The organism is Microcoleus sp. CAWBG640, from assembly GCF_020883015.1.
Lineage (GTDB): Bacteria > Cyanobacteriota > Cyanobacteriia > Cyanobacteriales > Microcoleaceae > Microcoleus > Microcoleus anatoxicus.
Map to the genome: position 1 here is coordinate 1 of NZ_JAHRFC010000025.1, position 18,253 is coordinate 18,253.

General features: G+C 45.6%; 16 protein-coding genes. 8 read left to right on the forward strand and 8 right to left on the reverse strand.

The window, feature by feature from the left end; genetic code table 11:
* Positions 1-288 precede the first annotated feature (288 nt).
* Positions 289-966: a MotA/TolQ/ExbB proton channel family protein gene (locus AAFP11_RS14595; protein ID WP_341737720.1), complete on the reverse strand. Its 678-nt coding sequence runs from the start codon at positions 964-966 to the stop codon at positions 289-291.
* Positions 967-1,070: 104 nt separating this feature from the next.
* Complete coding sequence (locus AAFP11_RS14600; protein WP_341737721.1) at positions 1,071-1,541, reverse strand: hypothetical protein; 471 nt, start codon at positions 1,539-1,541, stop codon at positions 1,071-1,073.
* A gap of 76 nt (positions 1,542-1,617) precedes the next feature.
* On the opposite strand from AAFP11_RS14600, the gene AAFP11_RS14605 reads away from it, so the two are divergent.
* From AAFP11_RS14605 to ppk1, 3 genes are all read left to right on the forward strand, one after another.
* Positions 1,618-1,830 (forward strand): helix-turn-helix transcriptional regulator, encoded by a 213-nt coding sequence (locus AAFP11_RS14605; protein WP_341737778.1) that lies wholly within the window; start codon positions 1,618-1,620, stop codon positions 1,828-1,830.
* 79 nt (positions 1,831-1,909) lie between these two features.
* Entirely contained in the window at positions 1,910-5,896 is a 3,987-nt protein-coding gene (locus AAFP11_RS14610) for a HEAT repeat domain-containing protein (protein ID WP_341737722.1), read from the forward strand.
* Positions 5,897-6,253: 357 nt separating this feature from the next.
* The gene (gene ppk1 / locus AAFP11_RS14615) at positions 6,254-8,434 is read left to right on the forward strand and encodes a polyphosphate kinase 1 (protein WP_341737723.1); all 2,181 of its coding nucleotides are present in this window, start codon (positions 6,254-6,256) and stop codon (positions 8,432-8,434) included.
* 88 nt (positions 8,435-8,522) lie between these two features.
* Here the strand turns inward: ppk1 and AAFP11_RS14620 are convergent, their stop codons facing one another.
* The 3 genes from AAFP11_RS14620 to AAFP11_RS14630 all read right to left on the reverse strand — a co-directional run bounded on the left by AAFP11_RS14620 (position 8,523) and on the right by AAFP11_RS14630 (position 9,406).
* Positions 8,523-8,663, reverse strand: coding sequence for a hypothetical protein (locus tag AAFP11_RS14620; RefSeq protein WP_341737724.1), 141 nt, complete (start codon positions 8,661-8,663; stop codon positions 8,523-8,525).
* Positions 8,664-8,682: 19 nt separating this feature from the next.
* Positions 8,683-8,850 (reverse strand): hypothetical protein, encoded by a 168-nt coding sequence (locus AAFP11_RS14625; protein ID WP_341737725.1) that lies wholly within the window; start codon positions 8,848-8,850, stop codon positions 8,683-8,685.
* A 295-nt stretch (positions 8,851-9,145) separates the two neighbouring features.
* Positions 9,146-9,406, reverse strand: a complete 261-nt coding sequence (locus AAFP11_RS14630) for a hypothetical protein (protein WP_340519013.1) — start codon at positions 9,404-9,406, stop codon at positions 9,146-9,148.
* 315 nt (positions 9,407-9,721) lie between these two features.
* Between AAFP11_RS14630 and AAFP11_RS14635 the strand changes: the two genes are divergently transcribed.
* The 4 genes from AAFP11_RS14635 to AAFP11_RS14650 all read left to right on the forward strand — a co-directional run bounded on the left by AAFP11_RS14635 (position 9,722) and on the right by AAFP11_RS14650 (position 11,499).
* The gene (locus tag AAFP11_RS14635; RefSeq protein ID WP_341737779.1) at positions 9,722-10,273 is read left to right on the forward strand and encodes a DUF2854 domain-containing protein; all 552 of its coding nucleotides are present in this window, start codon (positions 9,722-9,724) and stop codon (positions 10,271-10,273) included.
* Between the two features lie 126 nt (positions 10,274-10,399).
* Entirely contained in the window at positions 10,400-10,636 is a 237-nt protein-coding gene (locus tag AAFP11_RS14640; protein ID WP_341737726.1) for an NAD(P)-binding protein, read from the forward strand.
* A gap of 69 nt (positions 10,637-10,705) precedes the next feature.
* Complete coding sequence (locus AAFP11_RS14645; RefSeq protein ID WP_341737727.1) at positions 10,706-11,065, forward strand: hypothetical protein; 360 nt, start codon at positions 10,706-10,708, stop codon at positions 11,063-11,065.
* Positions 11,066-11,079: 14 nt separating this feature from the next.
* Positions 11,080-11,499 carry a DUF3598 family protein gene (locus AAFP11_RS14650; protein WP_341737780.1) on the forward strand — a complete coding sequence of 140 codons (420 nt, stop codon included), beginning with the start codon at positions 11,080-11,082 and terminating at the stop codon, positions 11,497-11,499.
* A 144-nt stretch (positions 11,500-11,643) separates the two neighbouring features.
* Here AAFP11_RS14650 and AAFP11_RS14655 read toward each other — a convergent pair whose 3' ends face one another.
* The 3 genes from AAFP11_RS14655 to AAFP11_RS14665 all read right to left on the reverse strand — a co-directional run bounded on the left by AAFP11_RS14655 (position 11,644) and on the right by AAFP11_RS14665 (position 15,227).
* Positions 11,644-11,988 (reverse strand): DUF779 domain-containing protein, encoded by a 345-nt coding sequence (locus AAFP11_RS14655; RefSeq protein ID WP_341737728.1) that lies wholly within the window; start codon positions 11,986-11,988, stop codon positions 11,644-11,646.
* 158 nt (positions 11,989-12,146) lie between these two features.
* Positions 12,147-13,667 (reverse strand): aldehyde dehydrogenase family protein, encoded by a 1,521-nt coding sequence (locus AAFP11_RS14660; protein WP_341737729.1) that lies wholly within the window; start codon positions 13,665-13,667, stop codon positions 12,147-12,149.
* 318 nt (positions 13,668-13,985) lie between these two features.
* The gene (locus AAFP11_RS14665; protein ID WP_341737730.1) at positions 13,986-15,227 is read right to left on the reverse strand and encodes an ATP-binding protein; all 1,242 of its coding nucleotides are present in this window, start codon (positions 15,225-15,227) and stop codon (positions 13,986-13,988) included.
* 204 nt (positions 15,228-15,431) lie between these two features.
* On the opposite strand from AAFP11_RS14665, the gene AAFP11_RS14670 reads away from it, so the two are divergent.
* Entirely contained in the window at positions 15,432-18,113 is a 2,682-nt protein-coding gene (locus AAFP11_RS14670; protein WP_341737781.1) for an endonuclease MutS2, read from the forward strand.
* Positions 18,114-18,253: the final 140 nt, after the last annotated feature.

The window sequence follows — 18,253 nt, forward strand, 5'->3', positions numbered from 1 at the left end:
TCCATACTTGTAGCTAAAATCAAATCCTGTATTCATGAGAATCATTCACATCTCTCCCCTTTCTCTGGTTCCTCTGCGTACTCTGCGGTAAAAAAAATCCGATAGTAAGCCCATGAGACATCTCCATACTTGTAGCTAAAATCAAATCCTGTATTCATGAGAATCATTCATATCTCTCCCCTTTCTCTGGTTCCTCTGCGTACTCTGCGGTAAAAAAATCCGATAGTAAGCCCATGAGACATCTCCATACTTGTAGCTAAAATCAAATCCTGTATTCATGAGAATCATTCATATCTCTCCCCTTTCTCTGGTTCCTCTGCGGTGAAACAATTCCGATCCAAACCGCTGACGATAAAGCAATTCTAATTGACCCCCATACTCCAGAAACAAAGCTCGTTGCTGCTGATAAAAACCTCGAAACAAATTGGCAAAAAATAAAGTAAAAATAGCAACAATTAACCCCGTGGCTGTAGAAACCAAAGCTTCACTAATACCCCCAGTAACACCAGCCGTACTACCACCACCAACCTCTCCAATTTTGAGCGCAGCAAAGGAGTTAATTAGTCCCAGAACAGTCCCTAATAAACCCAATAAAGGTGCCAGACTAATAATTGTTTCAAAAACTGTATGGAAGCGTTTTAATGAAGCTAATTCTGCATGAGAAGTAGTTTCCAAAGCCAAACGAAAATCTTCAACACTTGGCTGGTGCAATTGTAGCGCAGCTAAAAAAATGCGGGACACCGGAAGGTCGGCATTTTTCTCAAGACAAGGAATCAGCTTTTTTTTCACTACTTCCGACTTAGGAAAACGGGAATAGGAGTTGAGAAATTGCCGGATAATTGCATCTTGACGGCGGAGTATTTGCCACCAAAAGAATAGTCTTTCTAATATGAGAGTGGCTGCGAGGATAGAAAATCCTAGCAGCGGTACCATGACAATACCACCGGAAATTAATAGACGCAGCATATTGATTCTTGGTTGGATAACGCCGTTGCTATTGTCTTCCTGATGGTACGAGAGCAATTCCGTAAAGTTAAGTTATTTTTTTACTCCCTTGAGGCGATCGCACTTTAAAATTTCTCCATCAAGTATTTTTCCTCAGCATAAACATCTCGCAACTGTTGAAGCACTGTAGCAGCAATTACGGATTTAACACTACCCACCACCAAGCCCCACTCCCGCAAGCTGTCAACTGAAACCGCCCCTTTAAAATTGTACGTGTAAAATTTAGTCCAAAATACAGGTGCTTTCGTGCATTTCCAGCGTTTGTACCAGGCGAGATAATCGCGAGGTACGGGGGGATTTACTCCCACAATAGGGGGGAAATCGGCGTAACTGACAAAACGACTCAAGCCTTTTGCGTGAACATATACAATATTGTGACAACATTCGATGCGATAAATCTGCTCTGGTGAGATGTTGAACAATAGCGCTACAGTTTCTTCAGTCACAAATCTCGATCGCGGATTGACAACTAAAGACTTATGAATAATTTTAGATGCGGCGATCGTTGAAGATCTTGACTGATTTTCATATATCATGGTAGTTGCATATCCTGGTGGTACGTCAATTTTTTAGATGCAGCAATAATCGAACGCAATTGCCTTATTGTCAAGTATGGGTTTAGTCAGAATCAGAGTTCGAGAACTAGCAGCCGAAAGAGGCTGGACATTCAAAGAAGTTGCTGAGCGTTCTGGTGTAGTATACAGCACAATTACTACCTATGCTAGGCGATCGTCCATATCAATGGTTGACTTTACCGCAATCCACAAATTAGCGCGGGCTTTTGGTGTGATGATTGAAGATGTAGTGGAAATCATCAAAGAATGAGTTAAGTAGAGCGCCACCAAATGCGATCGGCTATCATAAAAATAACCCCCTTGCAGCAACGCATCAGGAGCACCCTCAAATGTCAGATCCGATTACCTTGGGCTTACTTTTCACAGTCGCTTGGCAAGGCATTCTCGGCACTCAAGTCAATGATGCAGCAAAGCATCTCTGTTTGACCGGGATAAAAAAGATATCACGAAACGGAAAAATTGTCAATCACGATTTAGAAAAAGCACTGAAAACATCTTTCCTGAAAGCTCAACAACAAATCGCCTCAGAATGCCAACAGGAAATCGATCCGAAAAATACAGCTAACCGAGAGAGTTTTGCCTATTCCCTGCAAGATAGGCGCAGGGACTTTGATTGGTTGAAACGAAAGCTCGAAAAGCTCAAATTAGAATTAGAACAAATACATAAAGAAACAATCCCCTCTGGGATTCCCATTGCCGGTTTAGATGAGATAGAATTGCTGCTGACTGCCACAGATGAGTTCAAACAGAATCGGGTTGAAAAACTCAACCAAAAACTGCTGGCAGTCGCCCTAGAAAATTGCGATGTCGCACCCTACAAAACTAAGTTAGAGCAAGAATTATTTGATTTATTATCAGCATACTTTGCCCAAGAAGTAAAGGAAAATGACAAAGTATTTCAGATTTTTACCGGGCAGAGTTTAACGCGGATTGATAGCAGAACCCAAGAGATGTATGATTGGCTTGAGGAGATAGTTAAAAAGAGCCGAATTGTTTACGTGCCGATTGATTGGCGGGATATTTGCCAGCAGATTTTAGACGAGAAAGAACAGCAGCGGCTTAGTAGCAATCAACTAACTTTTGGCAACCATCAAATTGATGATGTTTATGTGCCGCTGGGATTGGTGGAACGGCACAAAGTGACTCAGCAACGCGAGAATCTTGGGGCTGAGGAAGGTTCGGATTTGTATCGAGAAAAAGAAGTCACTCAGACATTTGAACATAGCGAATTTCTCGAACAAGTAATCCAGCAAGGAATTAGCCCTAAAAGCAATGGGAAGCGGTTAGGAATTATTGGGGAACCGGGGGCGGGGAAAACAACGCTGTTGCGGCAAATTGCGAATTGGGTAGCGGCGGGCCTTTCCGAGGCTATTGTAATTTGGGTATCCTTGGCGGATTTGCAGGGGAAGGAATTAGAGCCGTATTTATTTGATAATTGGCTGCTGGCCGCAATTAAGAGAATTGGGAAGGCTGAGGCGACGGCGGAAATTAAGGATGATTTTTTAGCACAGTTTAATGCCGATCGCGTATGGTTGGTGTTGGATGGGGCGGATGAGATGGCGGTGGGAGATGGGAATCCTTTGGCGGAAATTGAGCGGCAAATTAGGACTGGGGGCTGTATTCAAAGGGCGCGAATTGTGCTAAGTTGTCGGCAAAATGTTTGGGATGCGATCGGCTCTGCGTTGGATAGTTTTGATACTTATCGCACTCTGGAGTTTTCCTATCCCGAACAAGTGGAAATGTTTATCGATAAGTGGTTTTTAACTCCCTCTAATCCCCGGTTTGGAACCCCCCCTAACCCCCCCTTGGTAAGGGGGGGGACAAGAGAAGAAGGGGAGATTCTTACTCCCCCCTTACCAAGGGGGGCTGGGGGGGTGCTTTCTCAACAATTACCAGAAGCCGGAGAAACTCTTGCTCCCCCCTTAGCAAGGGGGGCTGGGGGGGTGCTTTCTCAACAGCTACGGGAAGCATTAGCAGCATCAGGAAAAGAGCGAATTCGAGATTTAGTAAAAAACCCCCTGAGATGTTCGCTATTGTGTGGCACTTGGCAATCCTTGGATGGTGATTTGCCGGATACTAAGGCTAAGCTTTATCAGCGGTTTGTGACTACTTTATATCAGTGGAAAAAACCGCACTTGAATTGGATTCAGCAGCAGGATTTGAATGCGGCTTTGGGGAAATTGGCACTTTCTGGGATGTTAAATGAAACGTCGCGGTTTCAGTTGCGAGAAAGTGTGGGATATCGGGTGATGGGTGCATCGCAGTTTGAGTTAGCTTGTCGTTTGGGTTGGCTGAATTTAGTGGCGAGGGATGCGGAGACGCTAGAGGGGATTTATGCTTTTTACCATCCGACGTTTCAGGAATATTTTGCGGCGTTGGCGGTTGAGGATTGGCACTTTTTCTTGAATCCTATTCCTGAAAATCCGCAACATCCTGATGCTAGGTATCGCATTTTTGAGAAGCAGTGGAAGGAGGTTATTTTGCTGTGGTTGGGGCGTGAGGAGGTTGGGAAGGAGGAGAAGGAGGGGTTTATTAAGGCGTTAGTTAAGTTTAAGGATGGGTGTGGTGAATTTTATGGATATCGGGCATATTTTCTAGCGGCTGCGGGGATTGCTGAGTTTAAAGATTGTAGTCTTGCTGATGAGATTGTGTCGCAGATTATTAAGTGGGGGTTTGGTTATTTTGATGAGGAAAAACAGGAATGGGTGAACGTCAATAAAATTGTTTCCCCGACAGCAAAGGAGATACTGAAAGAGATAGATCGGAAAAGGGCGGTCGCCGCTTTAGCCAAGTTAATCCGTAATTCAAGCGATGAACTTACCCGGCGGGTAGCGGCAGAAAAATTAGGGGGAATAGGCAAAGATAACCCAGTTGCGAGCGCCGTTTTAGTTGAGTTAATCCATAATTCGAGTGATGAATTTACCCGATTGGGAGCGGCACAAGACTTAGGGAAAATAGAGAAACATCACCCAGTTGCGAGCGCCACTTTAGCTGACTTAATCCGCAATTCACTTAATGAATCTATTAGGATGCGAGCGGCATCTAGCTTAGGTGAAATAGATAAAGATAACTCAGTGGCGATCGCCGCTTTAGTCGAGTTAATCCGCAATTCAAGTGATGGATATACCCGGCGTGAAGCGGCATCTAGCTTAGGGAAAATAGGCAAAAATAATCCAGAAGCGATTGCTGCTTTAGTCGATTTCATCCGCAATTCTGGTGATGAATATACACGGTGGGAAGCGGCAGCTAGCTTAGGGAAAATAGATAGAGATAACTCAGTGGCTCTTTCCACTTTAGTCGAGTTAATCTGCAATTCTGGTGATGAAAACATCCAGAGGCTAGCAGTATATAGCTTAGGAGAAATAGACACAAATAACCCTGAAGCGATTGCTGTTTTAGTCGAGTTGCTCCGCTATTCAAGCAATAAAGTTACCAGGAACCTAGCGGCAGCAAGCTTACTAAAAATCGGCAAATACAACCGAGAAGTGTTCGCCAAGTTAGCCGAGTTAATTCGCAATTTAAATATTAAGATTAGTCGGAGTAGGGTGACAAAGATCGTAGGGGAAATATGGGAAAATAACTCAAACCCAGAGGAGATCGCGGCTTTAGTCGAGTTAATCCGCAATTCAGGTAATGTATCTGCCCAGAGAGAGGCGGCATATAAATTAAGGAAAATTATGAAAGGTAAAAACTTCGCGATAGCAGTCTCTGGGTTGAATAATTGCCTAACTTCCGAAATCTACGAAAAGGATTTTAATCTCTATGAAAACTGCTTTAAAGTCATCTGGAACTGCGCCCAAAAGATGACTTACCCAGAATTTCATCAAGCATGGCACACCCAACCCACCAATTCCCCAACACCCGATCGCAACCACCCACAAAATCCAGATATCCCCACACTCCTCAAACAACTCCAACCCACCGATAAATCCTTCCCCGTTCCCCTTAACATACGTGCCTTAGAAGGCGAAACCGATACAAGCGCGATCGCCCAAGAGCTCTGTACCCAACTATATCAAACAATCTTCCCCGCAGATACAGACATTCCCGCCATTCGCAACGCCCCCGAATTCAAGCGATTAATTCCCCAACTCAAAAACCGCCTGCAAAAACAGCACATCGCCTTAATTTTGCACTCTTGTCCCTGCGAAGATGCGCTTTCATCTTTCACCCGCAAACTCGCTGACACTCAAATGGGAATTCATATCGCCTGGATTACCGATACACCGCTGGAATTGCCGTTAACAGGTTTTGCGGTGGATGGAGATGATTTGTTTGATGCGGTGGGGAATTGGATTGCGGGGATTGGTTCGTGATTCACAGGCCGGACACCCCACCGTGCCTTTCGTCGGGACAAATTAACGTTAAACCCAGTCACAGATTGCTGTTTGACTCTTAAATCTCGATCCCCCCTAGCCCCCCTTAGTAAGGGGGGGACAAGAGTCCGATCAAAGTCCCCCTTCTTAAGGGGGATTTAGGGGGATCGAGATTATGGTAAAAGCGAGATTTCTTAAAGGTTGGAGTCTTAAGTTGACACCTATGGGCAATGCCGTTTCCCGAAAGGTATTACAACAACGTGCGATCGACCAAAAACAAATATCAACAAATCCTTTAACCTACAATAATAATTTACCGATGCCATCAACCGAGCCTCCCCAAGACCCTCCCAAACCATGTCCAAGCAAAAAAAGACTAGCCCCAAAAACTACACTGAAATCAACCTCAGTGACCCCCAATACTACTTCAACCGAGAACAAAGCTGGCTAGAATTCAACAACCGAGTCCTCCACGAAGCCCTAGACCCCCGCACACCCCTCCTAGAAAGACTCAAATTTCTGGCTATTTTCAGTTCCAACCTCGACGAATACTTCATGGTGCGAGTAGCAGCCCTCAAACAGCAAGTAGAAGCAAAAGTCAGCAAACTCACCTCCGATGGCAGCACCCCCCAACAACAACTAGATGCCATTAGCAAACGACTTTTGCCCATGGTTTCCCAGCAACACTCCTATTTTGAGCAAACTCTCCGCCCCAAATTAGCAGCCAGCGGCATCCACATTCTCGACTACATAGACCTCAATCAAGAACAACGCACATACCTACATCGCTACTTCAAAGAACAAGTATTCCCCGTACTCACACCCCTAGCCGTTGACCCCAGTCACCCATTCCCCTTTCTTTCCAATCTCAGCCTCAATTTAGCAGTAGTAGTCAGGGACCCGGATACCCAGGAAGAATTGTTTGCCCGCGTCAAAGTACCGCAAGTCTTGCCGAGGTTTTTGCCCTTGCCGGCCGATTTGCAATGGCAACAAAGAGGCAAATCTGCTGTCTGGACTGGGGTGCCGCTAGAACAGGTAATTGCTCACAATTTAGATGCCCTGTTTCCGGGGATGGATATTCAGGAATATCACCCCTTCCGTATTACTCGTAATGCAGACTTGACAGTGGAGGAAGATGAGGCAGAGGATTTGCTGCTAGCCATCGAACAGGAACTCCGCAAACGCAGGTTTGGAGGTTCTGCGGTACGCCTGGAAATCCAAGCGATTATGCCACCTGGTCTGCGAGATATGCTCATGGACGAGTTGGATCTAGGAGAGCAAGATGTTTACGTCGTAGAAGGGCTGCTAGGCCTCAAGGATTTGATGTCCTTTGTCGGACTGCCTGTGCCGGAACTGAAAGACCCCCCATGGAGTCCCGTAGTCCCTGTCCGTTTGCGAAACCCGGAAGCCGGAAGAATTGACGAGTCCATCAGCCATTCTGAGGAGATGGAAGATATTTTTACCGCCATCCGCCGGGGCGATATTATGTTGCACCATCCATATCACTCTTTTGCTGCTACGGTGCAGCGGTTTATTACTGAGGCGGCGCACGATCGCTCTGTATTAGCGATTAAGATGACTTTATACCGCACTTCTGGTGATTCGCCGATCGTCAGTGCCTTAATTGAAGCAGCACAAAATGGTAAGCAGGTAGCTGTTTTAGTAGAGCTCAAGGCTAGATTCGACGAAGAAAACAATATTAATTGGGCTCGCAAGTTAGAACAGGCCGGAGTTCATGTAGTTTACGGTTTGGTGGGGCTCAAGACCCACACCAAGATTTTGATGGCGGTACGACGAGAGGACGGGTGCATTCGGCGCTACGTCCACATCGGTACTGGAAATTATAATCCGAAGACGGCGGGACTTTATACGGATGTGGGTTTGTTGAGTTGTCGGGAGGATTTGGGTTCAGATTTGACGGACTTGTTTAATTATTTGACTGGCTATTCGCGGCAGGTATCTTATCGTAATTTATTGGTAGCACCGGTCAATATGCGCGATCGATTTTTGGCCCTCATCCGTCGCGAGGCAGAATTTTGTCGCTTGAATGCTGAAAATGGCAACGGTAGTTGTGGGCGCATTGTCGCTAAAATGAATGCTTTAGTTGACCCTCAAATCATTGTTGCTTTGTACGAAGCTTCTCAAGCTGGGGTGAAAATTGATTTGATTATCCGGGGGATTTGCTGTTTGCGTCCCGGCGTTGAAGGTGTTAGTGAAAATATCAGAGTTATCAGTATTATCGGTCGCTTTTTGGAGCATTCTCGGATGTTTTATTTTTTCAACGGTGGCAACGAAGAGGTTTATATTGGTTCTGCTGATTGGATGCAGCGCAATCTCACAAGACGAGTTGAGGCGATAGTTCAGGTGGAAGACCCGACAATTGCTATGGAGTTGCAAGAAATTTTGGGGGTGATGCTGGCGGACAACCGCCAAGCTTGGGATTTGCAGCCTGGAGGTCACTATTCTCAGCGACGGCCACCTGTTAATTGCCCGGAAGTGAGTTCTCAGCAAATTTTGATGGATATGGTAATGAATTAGTTATTGGTTATTGGTTATTGGTTATTGGTTATTGGCTGATTCCCAATCCCCAATTCTTTCCCCCCTTGGGGGGGGTAGGGGGGGTTGCTCAATCCCCAACTCCCAATTCCCAACTCCCAATCCCCAACTCCCAACTCCCAACTCCCCATTCCCCATTCCCCATTCCTAATTCTTTCCCCCCTTGGGGGGGGTGGGGGGGTTGCCCAATCCCCAACTCCCAATTCCCCATTCCCAATCCCCAATTCCCCTTAACTAAAAGTGCGTTTGAATTCTTCTAACAAATCATCAATTTCTTCTATCGCCTGACTCACATCTATTCTCAAGGCACCCAAATCGGTTCTATCTAGTAGTCGCACTAGCGATTCCCGCTTGCTCTCGATTTCTGCTACCCGCTCTTTGATTGTTTGTGCATCCATGGTTTTTTCCCTTATTTACTATACATTACCAGCATTTTTCTTGTAGTTATTCTTCCCAAATCAACCTCAAACATTCCATGACATTGAATTGGTTGGAATCTCTGTATTTTACAACAAAATCTCTAACCTTGTCTAGTATATAGCCATTAATGTTGCGTTTTTACTCCATCAATATAGGAATTTTCTGGCTATTTTTCCCTCAATTAGCCTTTTCTATAAATTTCAAATTCAGCAACGAACTTGAAGTTTTAGGCCCCCACTACCCTAGCGCCGGCAACACCAGAGTTGGCGAACATCAGCGCAAAAAAGGAGGACGTTTGCTATCTGTGGTCTTGTTTTTCATCATTTCAGCTAAAAATCGCTTGAGGGCTTTTTCACGATTTTTCATAAACGCGGCCCAAAACCCTGGTTGATATTCATCCATTGTCTTGGCTAGGGCCCAGACATCTATGGCTAAGATGTTGTAAAGTCTTTCATCTTCGCGCTTGAGCGAGTTAATCTGCTCTAGAACTGACTTGCTTGCTCCAGGAGTTTGTTTGTCTTCGTCTTTTATCATGTCTAAAAAATTGGTTAAAAGGGCAAGAGGGTCGATCGCAACCCAAATCTATATAATTTAATGATACTGGTGATATCGATCGCCTTCTGGAAACAAAGACACACCATGAACACGGATATTTACAGGTGTTGGCGACAAGTCGATCGGGAGAATTTTTTTGAAGCTAGAGACCAGATGTGGGATGTATCTGAGCCCGCGCTCTTAGAGCTTAGCAGTTTTTGCAGGTATTTTGTGTAAAATTTTGAATTTATTCAAGACTTTTTGACTGATAATAATAAAAGTATCTTATTGCTTGCAGCTAACTACCTCACTGATATGTTCCGTAAAATTTCTTTAGCAAACTTAGCCTTAGTTGTGGGCTTTATTTTAGCAGCAGTCGGTTTCGGCGCCTACTTCACAGACCGACCGACTCTGAATCTGGCGGGTTTTTTTTATGGTATTCCACTGTTGCTGGGGGGTTTAGCCCTCAAAGCTGCGGAACTCGAACCTGCGGAGTTTAGCGAACCCACTACTCCTGAAGTTCAACTCCTGAGAGAACACCAGGCCACGGAGACTCAAAACCAAGTTCGCAAAGATGTTACCCGATTTCGTTACGGCCAACCGGCTCACTTGGATGATGCTCTGGAACGCTTGGGTTTGGCCCCTACCGACGAGGAAAGACCGATGCTGCGAGGGTTACGGGAAGTTTCTCTCGATGGTGCCTATGGATTAATTCTAGAGTTTCATTCCCCCTTAATCCCGATCGAACTCTGGGAAGAAAAACAGGCAAAAATAGCTACTTTTTTCGGTCCAGGTTTACACGCAAAAGTGAGTCAAACCGCTGAAGACCAAATCGAATTGGCTTTAATTACTGATGCGAAAGCTTAAATTAGTTAAAGAGAAGAGTTTGGCCTTGGGCCTTGGGCCTTGGGCCTTGGGAATTGGGCCTTGCAACCAACTAATAACTAATAACTAATAACTAACGACTTCCTGATTAAATCACAAGAGGTACAGATGGTTTCTTTAAACAGCAGGATAGGTATTATCGGCGCAGGAACATCGGGAGTTTATCTGGCGATTTTGCTGATTAAACAAGGGTTTCAAGTTACGTTATTTGAAAAAGCACCAAATCCGCGCACCGATGGATGTGGTATTCTGATCGTACAAGCAGGTATGGAAGCACTGCATCGGGGAAACCATCAAGTAACCCAAAAAATTATTAACTCCGGCGATGCGGTCAAAGTATTCTAGTTTCGCAACCTGCGCGGCGGTGTCATCAATTCCGAACCAGTCACCTATGAGGAAAATGAACTCCCAGGAATGCTGGTACACCGCAAAGCCATTCTAGAAGCCCTCCTCGATGAGTTACCCCCTGGCTGTATTCATTTTAATGCAGAATTAGCCTCGATCGCCCAAACCGATTCTAGCGAGATCGCCCACTTTAAAGATGGAACCCAGTGGGAAGGTGACTTATTAATTGGCGCTGATGGAATCGTCTCCAAAGTTCGTCAATTTATCGTTCCAGGCGTAGAATTGTTTTATTTAGGCGATATCGTCTGGCGAGGAATAGTCGAAGACAATAGCTTCTGTCCAGAAGGAAACTTTTTTGTGTATGTACGCGGTAGAGGAATTTATGCCAACTTCTTTATATCATCAGCCCTATCAACCCTCCCGATTTAGACAAAGTTCCTGAAATTTTTACGCGCCATCTCGGTACGTGGAAAGGAGAGTATATTAAAACCGATACTCGTGGACATTTTCTGCGCAGCTTCTTCGGTAATTTTACCATCTCCATTGAGGGAAGTCACTACCGACAAGTTAATAATTATGAATACTCAGATGGTTCTCGCCTCCAGCTAAACTTTCAAGGTGAATTTGAAAATAGAATTCTGAAACTATTTTCTAGCAGTTATTCAGATTTTGCGGCGATTGCGTGGGATGCTGGCCAAGAAACAATCTGCTTTCGCGCCACAAAAACCCAAGATAACGCACTGATTACTTTTATGGAAACAATGACATTACTGGCAGAAAATCACCGAGTTCGTAGCACTCAAGCTTTTAAAGATGGCGTTTTTGATGGCATCTCATTTATTGAAGAACTGCGTCAGCCCTAAACAAATTACAATTAGCAAAAAACGGCTAATTTGTCAAGATAAATATTATGTGTCGGCTGCCTCTTTCTCTGCGCCCTCTGCGCCCTCTGCGGTTCAAGAGAAATAAGATTGCTATAGTGCCAAAATGAGGCTAACCAAACTTAATTAGCATTGACTTGCTAAGCGGGAACGAGTAATAAAACGTTCTCCCTCCGGCCCTTCTAGGGAAAAATCGCTGCCTCCTGGTCCCGATGCTACATCTATAATTAACTGCGTATGTTGCCAATATTCGTATTGCTGTGCTGCGATATAGAAAGGACAACCGCCTATTTCGCCGAGTAATACGTCCACATCACCAACTATCAATTCGCCCTTGGGAAAGCACATGGGGGAACTACCGTCGCAGCAGCCGCCGGATTGGTGAAACATCAATTCTCCGTGTTGGGTTTTGAGATAGTTGATTAATTTTAAGGCTGTTTGGGTGGCAGTGACTTTGGCGATTGTTTCCATTTTAGTCTGTTTGTTTAGCAGTTTTATTTCGTTTTTGAATTAGCTTTTTTTTATTAACCGCAGAGGGCGCAGAGGGCGCAGAGGGCAGAGAGGAAGAAGGAGTTGAGTAATTTTTTAAGTTGGTCTTTTTTGCTTCTTCCTTTCTGGACTTTAAAATTTTAGAAGAAACCTAAAGCTTTGGGGCTGTAACTTACTAACAAGTTCTTGGTTTGTTGGTAGTGGTCTAACATCATTTTGTGGTTTTCGCGGCCGATTCCCGATGATTTGTAGCCGCCGAATGCTGCGTGGGCTGGATAGAGGTGGTAGCAGTTTGTCCAGACGCGACCGGCTTGAATGGCGCGGCCCATGCGATAGGCGGCGTTGATGTCGCGAGTCCAAACTCCTGCGCCTAAACCATAGAGTGTATCGTTGGCAATTTCTAAGGCTTGGGCTTCGTCTTTGAAGGTGGTGACTGCTAATACTGGTCCGAAGATTTCTTCTTGAAAAATCCGCATTTTGTTGTCACCTTTAAAGACTGTGGGCTGGAAGTAATAGCCTTCTTTTAAGTCGCCGGATAAGATGTTTCTTTCGCCGCCAATTAGGCATTCGGCGCCTTCTGCATGGCCAATTTTGATGTATTCGGCGATTTTTTCCATTTGGTTGATGGATACTTGTGCGCCTAGGGTTGTTGTGGAGTCTAAGGGGTTGTTTTGTTTGATTTGGCGGATGCGGGAGAGGGCTTTTTCGATAAATTGGTCGTAGATTGATTCGTGAATTAAGGCGCGAGAGGGACAGGTGCAAACTTCTCCTTGGTTGAAGGCGAACATCACAAATCCTTCGATGGCTTTGTCGAGGAAATCGTCGTCTTTGGCGCAGATGTCTTCACAGAAAATGTTGGGGGATTTGCCGCCTAATTCTAGGGTTACTGGGATGATGTTTTGAGAGGCGTATTGCATGATTAGTCGCCCGGTGGTGGTTTCGCCGGTGAAGGCGACTTTGGCGATGCGGCGGCTGGTGGCTAGGGTTTTGCCGATTTCGGCACCTGGTCCGTTGACGATGTTGATTACGCCGTCTGGTACTAAGTCGGCGATGATTTCCATTAAGACTAGGATTGAGGCGGGGGTTGGGCCTGCTGGTTTGAGGACGACGCAGTTTCCGGCGGCGAGGGCTGGGGCTAGTTTCCAGGCGGCCATGAGGATGGGGAAGTTCCAGGGTATGATTTGTCCGATGACGCCTAGGGGTTCGTGGAAGTGGTAGGCGACGGTGGTTTCGTCGAGTTGGCCGATGGACCCTTCTTGAGCTCGGATGCAGCTTGCGAAGTAGCGGAAGTGGTCGATCGCCAGTGGTATATCTGCTAATGTGGTTTCGCGGATTGGTTTACCATTGTCCCAGGTTTCGGCGATGGCTAGGCGATCGAGGTTTTCTTCCATGCGATCGGCTATTTTGTGTATAATCCGCGCCCTTTCTGCGGGGTTAGTCTTACCCCAGTTGTCTTTCGCTGCGTGGGCGGCATCTAGGGCTAATTCTACATCTTCGGCGGTCGATCGCGGGATTTGACAAATTGGTTTTCCGGTAATGGGAGACAGGTTTTCTGAGTATTTTCCTTTGACTGGTGCTACCCATTTCCCACCGATAAAGTTGTCGTAACGAGCTTGAAAAATCGACTGATTGCCCGATAGAACTGGTGCTGCTATTACCATTTTATTACCTAATTAAAATTTGTTTTTGCGTAGTTCTTAATATCTAGCATCTCCTATTTTTGGATTTTTTGCCCCAGGATATACAAAATTTTACATTACCTAAATATTGAGGCTCGGATTTGAAGATATAATATGAAAACATATTTTAGTGGCACTCGCACTGAATTAGCCCGGAAGCATCCCGATTTTGCATAGGCGAAGCATGACCGCTGTAAATCTCTGGTTATCACTAATAAATTGTCGGCGGTCATGCTTCACCCCTAGGAATATTTGCAAAACAAAGCCTGTTCAATAACTGGCTTTTGTGGAGATTTTTAATTAACTGTGTCGCTGGGGTAGTTCGATCCGAAATTGAGTACCTTTACCCGCTTGGGAAAAATACTTCAATTCCCCTTTGTGCTGCTCGACAATTATGTCATAACTGATAGCAAGTCCTATGGTGCTGGCATCCATGGCAGGTTTCGTAACAAAAAATCGATCGAAAATTTGGGTTTTTATCTCTTCGCTCATGGCGATGCCATTATCAGCAATCTCAATGGCAATGCGCTGACCACTTACCACCTGAGTGCGAATCAAAATCACGGGTTTAAAGTTGATTGCTTCGGACTCGTTCAATTCTTGACTAGACTCTTCCAAAGCATCGATCGCATAACTCATAATATTCAGAAAAGCTTGATTTAGTTGACCGGCATAACACTCAATTTGTGGCAAATTGCCGTAGTCCTTCACCACCTTGATATCGCGCCTGCCTTCGCGAGCAGGTAAGCGGTGTTGCAATAGTAAAAGAGTATTTTCTAAACCGTCGGAAACGTCAAATAATTGCCAACCGGAGCGATCGCTGCGGGAAAATTCCTGTACCGACAAGATAATTTGGCGAATGCGATCGCTCCCCGTGCGCATGGAACTGACAATTTTCAAGAAATCATCCAGCAGGAATTCCACATCCATGTCTTGTTGTTTTTGCAGAATCTCTTGGCTAGGATTAACTAACTGTTTTTGATACATTCGCAAGAGTTCTATCAAATCAGTAGCGTAAGTTTGTATGTGAGTCAGATTGCTGTAAATAAAAGTAATCGGATTGTTAATTTCGTGGGCAATGCCAGATACTAATTCCCCCAGGTTAGACATTTTTTCATTTTCTATAATCCGATGGTGGAACTGTTGCAATTCTTGGTGCGATCGCTCCAACTGTGCCCTCAACTGGCGCGATCGAAAACCACCTCGTACCCGCCCCAACAATTCCTGCTTAACTATGGGTTGCAGCACAAAATCGTCCACTAGCACATCTAATTTTGTGGAGTCAAACTGGTCTGATGCAGCCAGCAAAATCACATAAATGGTACCAAATTCTGAGTTACCCGCCCGCATCCGGTACAAATCTAACCACTCAATTTGAGGTGAAGTCCCATCAAAAATTACCAAATCTGGGGAGGTTTGCTCAGCTAAATCTAACCCGGACTGAGCATCAGGCGCGACTATTACTTGATGTCCCTCCCCTGAGAGGCACTCTTGGAGGACTTCCAAAGTCAGAGCATCCGCGATCGCCAAAATCTTTCCCATAACACCAGCTCCACAAATTACCTTTCAGGATACAACAGCCCGAATTATCACTGTATATTTAAAATTAAAATAATTAAATGTTACCAAAAATTACCAATAACTACCCCAGGAAACCCCAAAAAACTTTAAAATTAATTGATATTATCGTCAATAACCCTTCTCGGTCAGCGCCTGGGAATGCCAATTACCAACAACCCGTCAACTTTGATTCAATCCGAAACACTCGAACTATTAGAATGGTCGCGCTTGTGTCAGCACTTGGCTACCTTCGCGGCCACCAAACTGGGTGTCGCCGCCGCCCTCGACCTCCAAATCCCAGCAACTCAAGCTGAAACAGCAGAATTGCTAGCTCAAACTCAGGAAGCTTATCAGTTGGATAACCGTCCCGGCGGTGGTTTGGCTTTTGAAGGCATCCAAGACATCGGTACTTCCCTGCAACGAGCGGAACTTCAAGGTTTGCTCAGTGGTGAAGAATTGCTGGCGATTGCTACCACCCTGGCGGGAGCGAGGCAATTGCGCCGCATCATTGACAGCCAGCCAGATGTGCCGACACTCAAGGATTTGGCTGCTCAATTACGGACTTATCCTGAAATCGAACAAGAAATACATCGGTGTATAGACGATCGCGCCCAAGTAGCCGATCGAGCCACTCCTAAGTTAGCAGGAATTAGAGTTCAAATACGACAGTTGCGCGATCGCATTTATCAAATACTACAAGGAATTTTGCAGCGACAATCCAATGCCGTCCAAGAACAAGTAATTACCCAAAGAAACGCGCGCTTTGTAATTCCAGTCAAAGCTCCCCAAAAAGATGCAATACCGGGCATCGTTCACGACTCCTCAGCCAGCGGCGCGACACTGTATGTAGAACCCCACAATACAGTAAATCTCAACAACCAGATGCGGCAATTTCTCAGACAAGAACAAGTCGAAGAAGAAGCAGTTCGCCGCGCTCTGACGGAGCAAGTAGCAGTAGTCAAACCAGACTTAGATAGATTGTTGGTGGTAGTGACAACTTTAGATTTAGCCACAGCCAAAGCGCGTTACGGCTTTTGGCTAGAAGCAAATCCACCTAATTTTATTGAATTGGGCAATACAGAATTAGCAGCAAACAAGGGAGAAATAGCAGAGGCAGAAAACTCCGAAAACTCCGAAAACCCCAAAGTACAAATTCCCAACTTGCGATCGCAAATCACCCTGCGCCAGTTGCGCCATCCCCTGTTAGTTTGGCAACAGCAATACGAACAAGGCTTTCCAGTAGTGCCGATCGATTTAACCATCGCACCGCACATTCGCGTCGTCGCCATCACCGGCCCCAACACCGGCGGCAAAACTGTCACCCTCAAAACCTTGGGATTAGCAGCTTTAATGGCAAAATCAGGAATGTTTGTTCCCGCCCGCGAACCTGTAGAATTGCCGTGGTTCGACAACATTTTGGCAGATATTGGTGACGAACAATCTTTGCAGCAAAGTTTGTCTACTTTTAGTGGTCATATTCGTCGCATCAGCCGCATCTTAGCAGTTTTAGGTAATAAATCGCAGGCCCCAGAGGCAGAAAATTCAAACCTCCCAATTCCCAATTCCCCACAGGAGGAGGGGGAATTCACTGAGACACAGATAGCTGTTTCTGCTCTCCCAATCCTCAAACCTAAATTACAAATTCCCCAATCCCCATTCCCAATTCCCCATTCCCAATTCCCCATTCCCAAATCTTTAGTTTTGCTAGATGAAGTAGGAGCGGGGACTGATCCATCAGAAGGTAGTGCATTGGCGATCGCCCTGTTGCAATACCTCGCCCAAAACTCCCTATTAACAGTCGCAACTACCCACTTTGGCGAACTCAAAGCCCTCAAATATCAAGACTCCCGCTTTGAAAATGCCTCAGTGGAATTTGACGATAGTTCCATGCAGCCAACCTATCGGCTACTGTGGGGAATTCCCGGACGTTCCAACGCCCTCAGCATTGCCAAAAGACTCGGTTTGCTACCAGAAATAGTTGCAGAAGCTCAAACCTATGTTGGCGGAGCGTCTCAAGATGTCAATCAAGTAATTGCTGGACTCGAAGCCCAGCGGCGGAAACAGGAAACCAAAGCCAGAGAAGCCACTCAACTACTGCACGCAACCGAACAACTGCACCGAGAAGTTTCTGAAAAAGCAGCAGCTTTGAAAGAAAGGGAGCGAGAACTAAAAATAGCTCAGGAAGTGGCGGTAAATGAGGCAATAGGCACGGCAAAATCAGAAATTGCTCAAATCATTCGTCGTTTACAATCTGGCGACCAAACGGCTCAAAATGCTCAAGTTGCGACGGAAACCTTAAATCAAATTTCCGCCAAACACTTACCATCGCGGAAGGAACCGGCGAAACCGAAACCGGGTTTTATGCCAAAAGTGGGCGATCGCATCCGCATTCCCAGCTTGGGCCAAACCGCCGAAGTTCTCAGCGGGCCAGACGCTAACGAAGAATTGAGCGTCAGGTTTGGGATTATGAAAATGACAGTCAAACTAGCAGAAATTGAATCCCTCGATGGTCAAAAACCTGAAACCAAAGCCCAATTAGCCAAGATAGCCGCCCAAGCACAGGCTACTGCTAAGGCGAAACAAGTTCAGTCGGAAGTTGCGAAACCCAATCCTGAAATCGCCATTCGGACTGCTAATAATACGATCGACTTGCGAGGCGCGAGAGTTTCCGATGCGGAAATTGAAGTAGACAGAGCTCTTTCCAAAGCCTTTGAATACGGAGTGCTGTGGATAGTTCATGGCAAAGGTACGGGACAGTTGCGACGGGGTATTCACGAATTTCTGGACACTCATCCGCAGGTTTCTCGCTATGAGTTGGCTAGTCAAAAAGAGGGAGGTGGAGGTGTGACGATCGCATTTTTGAAGTAGTCAGGATTGAGGTGTTTCTGGTGGATTACTGATTATAGGTTTGTAGGCAGCAAAACAAGCTGGATTGAATCTATGATTGGGACTGCCTATAGCGAGTGTAAATGAGTTGTGATTTTTTTTTTAACGAACCGCGAAGACGC

Excerpts from the sequence above, each read along its gene's own strand:
- AAFP11_RS14665 (WP_341737730.1), bottom strand. The coding sequence starts at position 15,227 with ATGGGAAAGATTTTGGCGATCGCGGATGCTCTGACTTTGGAAGTCCTC.
- AAFP11_RS14595 (WP_341737720.1), bottom strand. The coding sequence starts at position 966 with ATGCTGCGTCTATTAATTTCCGGTGGTATTGTCATGGTACCGCTGCTA.
- AAFP11_RS14610 (WP_341737722.1), top strand. The coding sequence starts at position 1,910 with ATGTCAGATCCGATTACCTTGGGCTTACTTTTCACAGTCGCTTGGCAA.
- AAFP11_RS14660 (WP_341737729.1), bottom strand. The coding sequence starts at position 13,667 with ATGGTAATAGCAGCACCAGTTCTATCGGGCAATCAGTCGATTTTTCAA.
- AAFP11_RS14630 (WP_340519013.1), bottom strand. The coding sequence starts at position 9,406 with ATGATAAAAGACGAAGACAAACAAACTCCTGGAGCAAGCAAGTCAGTT.
- AAFP11_RS14635 (WP_341737779.1), top strand. The coding sequence starts at position 9,722 with ATGTTCCGTAAAATTTCTTTAGCAAACTTAGCCTTAGTTGTGGGCTTT.
- AAFP11_RS14645 (WP_341737727.1), top strand. The coding sequence starts at position 10,706 with ATGCTGGTACACCGCAAAGCCATTCTAGAAGCCCTCCTCGATGAGTTA.
- AAFP11_RS14620 (WP_341737724.1), bottom strand. The coding sequence starts at position 8,663 with ATGGGGAATTGGGAGTTGGGGATTGGGCAACCCCCCCACCCCCCCCAA.
- AAFP11_RS14600 (WP_341737721.1), bottom strand. The coding sequence starts at position 1,541 with ATGATATATGAAAATCAGTCAAGATCTTCAACGATCGCCGCATCTAAA.
- AAFP11_RS14625 (WP_341737725.1), bottom strand. The coding sequence starts at position 8,850 with ATGGATGCACAAACAATCAAAGAGCGGGTAGCAGAAATCGAGAGCAAG.
- AAFP11_RS14655 (WP_341737728.1), bottom strand. The coding sequence starts at position 11,988 with ATGGAAACAATCGCCAAAGTCACTGCCACCCAAACAGCCTTAAAATTA.
- AAFP11_RS14605 (WP_341737778.1), top strand. The coding sequence starts at position 1,618 with ATGGGTTTAGTCAGAATCAGAGTTCGAGAACTAGCAGCCGAAAGAGGC.
- ppk1 (WP_341737723.1), top strand. The coding sequence starts at position 6,254 with ATGTCCAAGCAAAAAAAGACTAGCCCCAAAAACTACACTGAAATCAAC.
- AAFP11_RS14640 (WP_341737726.1), top strand. The coding sequence starts at position 10,400 with ATGGTTTCTTTAAACAGCAGGATAGGTATTATCGGCGCAGGAACATCG.